The sequence below is a fragment of the Acinetobacter sp. 22323 genome (assembly GCF_052044895.1).
In the GTDB taxonomy this organism is placed as follows: Bacteria; Pseudomonadota; Gammaproteobacteria; order Pseudomonadales; family Moraxellaceae; genus Acinetobacter; species Acinetobacter schindleri.
In genome coordinates this window covers 1-9,200 of record NZ_JBQEOL010000034.1, presented here as the reverse complement: position 1 = coordinate 9,200, position 9,200 = coordinate 1, and the positions used below count along the sequence as shown (strand labels likewise).

General features: G+C 35.5%; 9 protein-coding genes. 4 read left to right on the top strand and 5 right to left on the bottom strand.

What is annotated here, in order from left to right:
- Positions 1-110: 110 nt before the first annotated feature.
- Together ACTJIX_RS14535 and ACTJIX_RS14530 are read right to left on the bottom strand one after the other, a co-directional pair.
- The gene (locus tag ACTJIX_RS14535; protein WP_018680090.1) at positions 111-608 is read right to left on the bottom strand and encodes a YfbU family protein; all 498 of its coding nucleotides are present in this window, start codon (positions 606-608) and stop codon (positions 111-113) included.
- A gap of 86 nt (positions 609-694) precedes the next feature.
- Positions 695-940, bottom strand: a complete 246-nt coding sequence (locus ACTJIX_RS14530) for a hypothetical protein (RefSeq protein WP_018680089.1) — start codon at positions 938-940, stop codon at positions 695-697.
- A 208-nt stretch (positions 941-1,148) separates the two neighbouring features.
- Between ACTJIX_RS14530 and ACTJIX_RS14525 the strand changes: the two genes are divergently transcribed.
- Positions 1,149-2,138, top strand: coding sequence for an Abi family protein (locus ACTJIX_RS14525; RefSeq protein WP_018680088.1), 990 nt, complete (start codon positions 1,149-1,151; stop codon positions 2,136-2,138).
- Positions 2,139-2,222: 84 nt separating this feature from the next.
- Here ACTJIX_RS14525 and ACTJIX_RS14520 read toward each other — a convergent pair whose 3' ends face one another.
- Positions 2,223-2,525 carry a hypothetical protein gene (locus tag ACTJIX_RS14520; protein ID WP_018680087.1) on the bottom strand — a complete coding sequence of 101 codons (303 nt, stop codon included), beginning with the start codon at positions 2,523-2,525 and terminating at the stop codon, positions 2,223-2,225.
- A 211-nt stretch (positions 2,526-2,736) separates the two neighbouring features.
- Here ACTJIX_RS14520 and mobQ point away from each other — a divergent pair, with 211 nt between their 5' ends.
- The 3 genes from mobQ (at position 2,737) to ACTJIX_RS14505 (ending at position 6,306) form a co-directional block, all read left to right on the top strand.
- Positions 2,737-4,389, top strand: coding sequence for a MobQ family relaxase (gene mobQ / locus ACTJIX_RS14515; RefSeq protein WP_018680086.1), 1,653 nt, complete (start codon positions 2,737-2,739; stop codon positions 4,387-4,389).
- Positions 4,390-5,071: 682 nt separating this feature from the next.
- The gene (locus ACTJIX_RS14510; RefSeq protein WP_004728629.1) at positions 5,072-6,022 is read left to right on the top strand and encodes a replication initiation protein; all 951 of its coding nucleotides are present in this window, start codon (positions 5,072-5,074) and stop codon (positions 6,020-6,022) included.
- Complete coding sequence (locus tag ACTJIX_RS14505; protein WP_004728627.1) at positions 6,019-6,306, top strand: hypothetical protein; 288 nt, start codon at positions 6,019-6,021, stop codon at positions 6,304-6,306. Before ACTJIX_RS14510 ends, ACTJIX_RS14505 begins: the two co-directional genes overlap by 4 nt.
- 227 nt (positions 6,307-6,533) lie before the next feature.
- On the opposite strand, the gene ACTJIX_RS14500 is transcribed toward ACTJIX_RS14505, so the two are convergent.
- On the bottom strand, positions 6,534-7,385 hold the full coding sequence (locus ACTJIX_RS14500) for a universal stress protein (protein WP_002115246.1): 852 nt from the start codon (positions 7,383-7,385) through the stop codon (positions 6,534-6,536).
- A gap of 12 nt (positions 7,386-7,397) precedes the next feature.
- Entirely contained in the window at positions 7,398-8,885 is a 1,488-nt protein-coding gene (locus tag ACTJIX_RS14495; RefSeq protein ID WP_005146104.1) for a SulP family inorganic anion transporter, read from the bottom strand.
- Positions 8,886-9,200: the final 315 nt, after the last annotated feature.

The window sequence follows — 9,200 nt, the reverse complement described above, 5'->3', positions numbered from 1 at the left end:
CTAGGCATTAGCCTAGGTCTTAAATTTTAAAAAACACATAAAAATTAAGGCTATAGTCTCAATTTTCAACTTCACATAACGTGTATTCTATTAATTTTAAGAACTCTTAATTATGCCTCTAAAATATCGATTAGCTGTTCCTTAGTTAAAGTATAAGGCTTACCAAGCTCTTGCCATTTAGCAATCATTCGTTCATATACATGAACTTTAGCTGAATGAGAGTTTCTGTTGCCTGCTTGGATCACATCAACATAGCGATTATCTTTTTCCAGAGCATCAACAAAACTCATAAACTCAGGCTCATTATTCCCATCAAAACCAGGGAACTTTACTTGAGTATCTGAAATACCACTTTTATCAGATAATCGACTGTAAGTATCACCAATTAGTTCATAGACCTGTAGGATATCTAAAACAAGGTCAGCATCTTCCGATGGTAAGTTTTCAGAGAAGTAATCAAAACTTTGAGAGTATAGCCACTCATGACCATCTCGTAGCTGTTCAGCTAACTTAAAGTGATAATCCGAATTATCCGTATTTAAATGACCTAAAATTTCATGCTGATTAGCTAGAAATAAACGCTCTTTATCTGTTAATTCAATTTTCATTTGTTCATCTTATAAAGTATTGGAACTCTATATATCTATTTATTATTTTATTTTTCAAGGTATTATCCCTATTAATTTCACTTAATTTATATTCCTTGTTTTAGCTTTCGAACAAATGGACATCCATCTCTACCATATCCTCCAAAATCAGGACGTTCAGGGAAAAACCATTGTTGACCATTCCAATCAACGTCATGAGTAGTAGGTTTTTGTGGATTGAATACAACTTTACATACTCCAAAAGGAGAGTTACTAGGATAAATATTCATAACAACGCAGTTACGATTACCTACCCTTATCCAATCATATGGTTTAATTTCTGGATGTTTCATGGCACTTTACCCCTTATTAGATACTTACTTTTAAAAATAATCTTTTAAATATTAAATATATATGAAAAAATGCTTTACTATTTAGTATATGCTATCTAGTATATTAATTAGATACCGCTTCGCCTCTGTCAACATTCTTGACATATATATATCGAGTTATCGATATATTGCCTACTAAGCGGTTTTTTTTCGTCTGGAGAAAAGTTCCTTGTTGATCCCATACAACAAAAGCTATCTAACATTAGATCAACAAATTGAAAAACTTAAAGTCAATGGACTGATCATTCATAATGAAAATTACGCTAAAAAATGTTTAATCAGTTACAACTATTATCGACTTAGTGCTTATTGGCATTTATTCAGACAACGAGATCCAAATGATAGTACTAAAAAGTTAGGTAAATTCGAATCAGGTCATACTTTTGAAGAAGTTATACAAATTTATGAGTTCGACTATCAATTACGTAAACTAATTTTTGAAGCAATTACTGATATAGAAACATTTCTAAGAACTCAGGTCGCCTACCATATACCGGGTATCAACAATGATGCATTCGCTATGTATGATCAATCACTGTTCTACATGCGATCACGTAGAAATTTGAAAGGTATCGACTATCAGGGGTTGATGAAAGGTATCAACACTGAAATATCCCGTGCTAAAGGCGAAGACTTTATTAGTCACTTTAAGAATACTTATAATGATACTTATGATGACCACCCAAAACTACCATTTTGGGTGCTAACTGAAATTGTGAGTTTCGGCACTTTAAGAAAAATTTACAAACACCTTAAATCATCACATAAGCATTTAATAAGTGATAGTTTCAATATTGGTACGACATCATCAAGTTCACCATCTCCATACATTCATATAGATAAGGAAAACTTAAACAGTCATTTATTCTTAATTAATAAATATCGTAATGTTTGTGCTCATCATGGCAGGCTTTGGAATAGAAAAGTTAAGGATGTACTTACTGCTGATGCTGCTACAGAACTACAAATATCTGACCATACAAATGGTGGGCTGTATGCCCTAATTATTGTCATTGCTAGATTACTAGAGCCTACAGGTCACGCTAAAGATTGGAAAGATTCAATATATTGTCTTTTAGAAAAAAACTTTCCGTTAGGAGATATCACAAAGTTTACAACACTCCCCTTGGACTGGCATAAGCATCCAATTTGGAAATAACCAAACCCCGATAAATATCAGTTTTTTTATTAATATGCTTTACATTTTTTGAGATTATTTAACATAAAATCTCTTATGCGAAATTTAGGTCTTATCCCAAATAAATCCATTAAAAAGATCTTTATCTTTCTGCTTATTTTCTTCGGTCTTATTTTCCGTATTTAAAAATTGCTCAAAATCGGCTAATTGCTGTTTAAACGATTCATCATTTTTTAATTTATTTAAAGCCCAAGCTCCCAGTAGAATTTTACGTCTCGTATCATCTTTACGTTGCTGATCAGAAACTTTCTTTTTTTCACGAGCAGCAATAGCTTGTTTTTGTGCTTTTAGTTGTCTTAATCGTTCTTCTTGCTTTGCAATTTTTTGCTCTAAAGTTTCAACACTCATACCATCACCATCTCAAGGAATCCCCCTCAAGCATAGGTCTGTTTGAATTGAAATTCAAGACAGCCCATGCTATCGTGGTTTTCCCGAAGGGCGCACTTAGCCATTGGATTTCATCCAATGGTGCGACAAGGGGTAAATCCCCTTTGTAATCCCCTGACCAACATATACATGTTGGTAATTTCGATAAATCGAAATAAAGAGCAAAAGCAAAATGGCGATATATCATTTTTCAGTTAAAACGATTAGTAGAGGTAATGGACGATCGGCCGTTGCTTGTGCTGCATATCGTTCAAGTGAAAAATTGGTATGCGATTTTTATGGAAAAGAACAAGACTACACAAGAAAAACTGGTGTCGAATTTACAAAAATCTATGCACCTGAAAATACAAATACTGAGTTACTCAAGCGCCAAACACTTTGGAATGAAGTCGAAAAGGTTGAACGTAGAAAAGATGCATTACTTGCAAGAGAGTTTGAGATTGCATTTCCCAGTGAGTTAAACGCTGAACAGCGTGAAAATATGCTCAATGAACTTTGCCGAAACCTCGTTAAAAAATACGGTGTCATCGTTGATGCTGCTATTCATGCACCTCATACAGACAGTGGAAGTGATGAACGCAACTACCATGCACACATCATGTTCACAACCCGAAGTATTAATGAGCAGGGTGGCTTTTCAGCAAAAAAATATAGGGACTTCAGTCGTGACAATGGCACAGAAACTGTAAGCCACTGGAGAGAATCATTTGCAGAGTTATGCAATCATCACCTGGAACAAAATGGATTTGATGAACGTGTCGATCACAGAAGTTATGAAGACCAGGAAAGTGACCTAGAAGCAACTCAGCACGAAGGTCCTCAAGCGACATACCTCCGGAGACGAGGGATATTTACAGAAATTAGTCTGAAAAATGATGAAATTAAGCTACGTAATTTAAAAATCAAAAAGGTCATCGCACTGGATGAAAACATCAAAGTATCTGAGGATCTTGTTCAAAAAGTACGAAGTGAGCTTCAGTTTCAATACTCTCAAGCTGAGTATTCAGAAAAAACTTCTCAGAAACTTTATGAATTCCAAAATGAAGAATTATCAAAATTAACAACAAAATTAGACACGATGAGTTCTGCAATATCAGAACTACGCAAAAAAGAGCCTTTATTTTTTAAAACAAAATGGATCAATCAAATAAATGACCTGATCGACCAACACAACACCCAACTAGACATCCAAAAGCATATTTCTGGTCTTAGTGAAATAGAAAAAAAAGAGAGATATTCTGATCATTTAAATAAATGGACAGAAGAAAATCAGCTGCTCCAGCCTAAAAAGTCTTTTGCAAAACTTGACGAACCGAACATCACTGTTAAACAACGAAAACTTAATGATCAAATTTCAAATATAGATCATCAAATTTCTGAAATATCACGCAGAGAAACTGAGTATCAAGAGTATGTACGCGATCAAAGACTGGAGATCATAAATAGTTATATATTTGAAGAAGATAACTATGGAAATAAATACTTTAGTCCTCAAAATGGTGAAAAACAAAAGCGACTATATGCAGAAGAAATGGAAGATCTAAAAATCCAAGAATTGCATGCGGCTTTTACAAAAAAAATTGAGACCGAAGCGCAGCAAGAGTTTTCCCAAAAAATAGCAATACAGCTCGAAAACGACCGAAAAGATCGTGAATCTAGAGAACAGCAGTTACGTAAAGAACGAGAGCAACAAGAACAACGCTATGCACAAGAACGAGAGCAACAAGAACATTTGGCATTTTTAAGACGCCAAGAACAAGAAAAACAGCAGAGAAATGAGCCTAAAAAGCCAGAAAATGACAATAACCATGACTACACGCCTTAGCAATCCCATTTAAGCGCAAAAAAACGGGGGTTTTAGCGACTTTTGATAGAAATACAGTAAAACTATAGTTGATAAAAATAAAATCGCTTAGAACGCAAATGAGAGCCTTTTAGCGAGTGTCTACGAGCGACACAACGAAAGGTTGCTTATTCCCCCTCTGAAAAACCGTTTTTTATTGAATTACTGGGGACAGTGATTAGCGAGTGTCTACGAGCGAAGTATTGATGCTTTTGCTCGTCAAAAAGCATGAGCATAGCGAATGCATTATTCATGTTTTGCTTTTTGAATCCTTGATCATATATGCAAAAAACTGCCCCCACGAAGCGAGTGAAACGAGCTTCAATAGAGTACGAGCTTTAGCGAGTACCAAGGGCAGTTTTAATAACTCACTTTGGAAATAAATTCCCTTTTATTCTTTTAAAAAGCTTTTAAAAGCTTTTAGACCCTCTGAAAACCTTATGCAGCAATAGTTTCAAGCGTTAAAAGGGTACAAATAGCATGATAAAGGGTACAAATAGCATGATTTTATCGTTTAAAAGGGTACAAATAGCATGATTAAAGGGTACAAATAGCATGATAAAGGGTACAAATAAATTATTGTACCCTTATGTTTATTGGTGTACATTGTTTTCTCATAAGGGTACAAAAATCATGTTCATTTTTTATAAGGTTTGATATCTGAATGAATAAAGAAAATAGTTATGATAAATCTTATCCAGTAACAACAATGGCTATTCAAAACAAAGTTACTGAATGCTTTAAAAGCATGTCTGTAGATGAAAAAAGAATTTTAATTATGGCTTCTCCGATTGCTAGAAATATCGATGCAAGTGAACAAGATCAAATCTTAATATCTGCTCAACAATTTGCTGATGACTGTGGTATCAAAGTCAATTCTGCTTATAAACAAATTGAAAATGCGTCAAAAAAACTAGTAGATCGGTCCTTTTCATACGTTAATGATAGGGGGAAAAAGGTCTACTCTAACTGGGTAATTGATGCTACTTATGAAGATGCAGGGATATCTTTAAGGTTTACATCTATTGTTTTGGTGATGTTGAAAATTTTAGATAAATACAATCCATACACTCGTTATAAAAAAGATGTAGTTCTAAAATTAAAAAAAGACTACTCAATAGACTTTTACCATTTAGCGAAAAAAAATCAGGCAAAAAATGGCTTTGAATTAACGCTAGATGAAATGTTTACAGAGTTTGGTTTACCAGAATCTTATAGAGATTTGAGGAACTTAAAACGAAGAGTTTTGAAGAGCTCATTAGATGAAATTAATGAATTTACCGATGTAACAGTTGACTATAGTCCAGTTAAAAAAGGACGTTCTGTTGTCGGCTTTAAGTTCACTGTGAAAGAAAAATCTAAGCCAAAATTAATAGCTCCTGAGCGAGATCCAAAAACAATAGATATATTCTGCAACCTGTCTGATGCTCAAATTAACAAGTACAGTGCTATTTTATCTAAACTTTCTGAGCTATCAGACCTAAGTAACTTCCAGGACTATCCTAGTTTTGCCCTTTGGATTAGTGGCATCTTACGAGATCCGAAAAGTGTAAGAGAGGAAACAGCAAAGCGGATTTTTAAAGCTCTTCATAGCAAGACGGATTTTAAACCATGAAAACTAGAGCTGAATTAGATGCAATGAGCCATCAAGAACTCAAAGACTATGAGCAAAGTTTACTTGCTCTGTGGACACCAAGAATGGCTATTGAAAGTGACATTGAAAGGTTAAGCACTAATCGCAACGAATTATTAGAAATTTTTAATCAATTAAAAAATCCTGATGCTCCTGAAAATGAGCGTTTAAAAAATTCTATTTTATCGCTCAAATATAAGATTGAAGATTTAGAAGATAAATTGGATGATCTTATTCAAGATAATCGCTTAAATCGTGCAGATTGAATTATTCAGTTTATTTAATTAAAACCGTGAAACATTGATCAAAGAATAGGCGTGGAACGTGAATAGTCACAAAAAAGCCGTTCCAGTGCGCTGAACCCTGGAACGTCTTAGTATAAGTTTATGATTTATATCGAATAAAAAACAGTATTTCGTATAACGTGTATTATGTTAATTTTAGAAATTCTAAAAAAGGGATAGTTTTTAACTATCCCTTTATCTTGTAAAAATTATCTTAGTAATAATACTGGTTTTGTAGAACTTGATAACAATTTGGTCGTCGTACTACCAATAAAAAACTGGCGTATCTTTGAATGACCATATGCACCAATCACAATCATATCAATAACGTTTTTTTCTTGATAATCCAATATAGATTTCTCAACATCACCTTCAAGCACACTATCAATGACATCAAAACCATTATTTGCAAGTAGCTCTTTTGCCCAAGTGACTTGTGATGTCATATCACTATTTGGCTTACCAACATATACCACATGAGCTGTCAGGGTTTTTAATAAAGGGCTATTTGCAATTTTGTCTACACAAATACGTGCAGTAGGACTTCCATCAAAAGCAATTAAAAATGACTGAGGTGGACTAAACGGTGAGGATGTGATTAACACGGGTTTATGAAGAGCACGAACAACATTTTCAATATGGGTTCCAACTTTACTGGAATTGTGCTCGGTTTCAGTTCCATGCTTACCCATAACAAGAACTCGAATATCCTCTTCCATTCCCATGATTGTTTCTAAAAGACTGCCATGGCGTTGAAAGCTTTGAGCATCAATAGAGAACTTCTCCAATAGATAGTTTTTTGCTTCCCGAAGAAGAATTTGGCCATGCTCTAGCTCAATTTTCCCCTTACGTTCTTCCAGTTCAACCAACTCGTTTAGCAAGGTTTCTCGACTTCCTAGACCAATTGCACCACTTAAATCTTGTGGTGCTTTCGCTTTTGGCTTATCAATGACATGCAATAACTGAAGAGGTGAATTCAATTTATCGCTAAACCAAGCTGCATAATCACAAACGGTATTTGTTGCTAATGATCCATCAATACATGCAATAATTTTTGACATAATTCATCCCTCTTAGTGGCTATTTAAGCGATCTAAAGCATCTGGCTTATCATGGATACCAAACTTATCGACTAACGTTTTACTGGCTTCATTCATTCCAATCAGTTCGACTTCTGTTCCTTCACGTCTAAACTTAATGACCACTTTATCTACGGCAGCGACCGCAGACACATCCCAAAAGTGAGCCTGACTAACATCAATCACAACTTTTGAAAGTGCTTCTTTGAAATCAAATGCAGACGTAAATTTATCTGCCGAGCTGAAGAACACTTGACCCGTCACCGTATAAGTACGGGTACTTTCAGGTTCATTAAATTCGGACTGAATTGCCATGTAGCGTTCAATTTTGTTAGCAAAAAATAATGCAGAAAGAAGAACACCGACTAATACGCCATAAGCCAGGTTATGTGTGGCAACAACCACAACCACTGTCGCTATCATTACGATATTGCTAGAGAAGGGATATTGGCGAATATTGCGCAGTGAATCCCAGTTAAATGTTCCGATTGAAACCATGATCATTACGGCAACCAGTGCAGCCATTGGAATGACTTTGAGCCAGTCACTGATAAACACCACCATAATTAACAGGAAGACCCCCGCACTAAAGGTAGATAAACGGGTACGACCACCAGATTTCACATTAATAATTGATTGACCGATCATGGCACAGCCTGCCATTCCGCCTAAGAAGCCTGAAGCGACATTGGCAACGCCTTGTCCTTTACACTCACGGTTTTTATCACTGGTGGTATCTGTTAAATCGTCGACAATCGTTGCTGTCATCATAGATTCAAGCAAACCGACGGCTGCTAATCCCAGTGAATAAGGCAAAATAATAGCTAAAGTTTCAAGATTTAAAGGAATATCAGGAAGCAAGAAAATTGGAAGAGTATCTGGTAATTGCCCCATATCACCTACGGTTCTTACATCTAAACCAATGAACAAGGCAAAGAGCGTGAGGAGTACAATACAGATGAGGGGAGAGGGTAAAAGCTTGCCTATTACTGGGATATAGGGGAATAGATAAATAATGGCTAAACCACCAATTGTCATCGCATAGACATGCCATGTCACATTGGTGAGTTCAGGCAATTGGGCCATAAAAATTAGAATAGCCAAGGCATTCACAAAGCCAATCACAACCGACTTTGACACAAAGCGCATCAATGCACCTAATTTTAGATAGCCTGCTAGGATTTGAATAAATCCTGTCAAAATTGTGGCTGCTAATAAGTATTGCAGACCATGCTCTTTAACCAGTGTGACCATTAATAAAGCCATAGCACCAGTTGCAGCAGAAATCATCCCTGGACGACCGCCTACGAAAGAAATCACCACGGCAATACAGAATGAAGCATATAACCCTACCTTAGGGTCGACACCTGCAATAATTGAAAAGGCAATTGCTTCAGGAATTAGAGCCAAAGCAACAACAATACCCGCAAGAACATCCCCGCGAATATTGGAGAACCATTGTTCTCGAATAGTGGATAACATGAAAATAGCCTATTTTTTTAAATTTTAAGAAAGGCTAGTGATGTGATATATACGACACACAAGCTACTACACCACATCACTAGACAGTGATGAGTTATTTACTGATTTAAGAGGTAAATAAACTTATGGTGGCGTAAGTGTCATATTAAGAAAGATATCTATTTTGGAGGATTTCGGGGGCAATCATAGCAGCTAGCCCCTTTTCTATCCACCCTAAACGCAGTACTGAAGTAAAAGCTAAGAATTATCATAGATAATTTTAGAATTGATTTATGCCCATTTAACATAATGGCGGTTATACGAAATAAAAAAAAA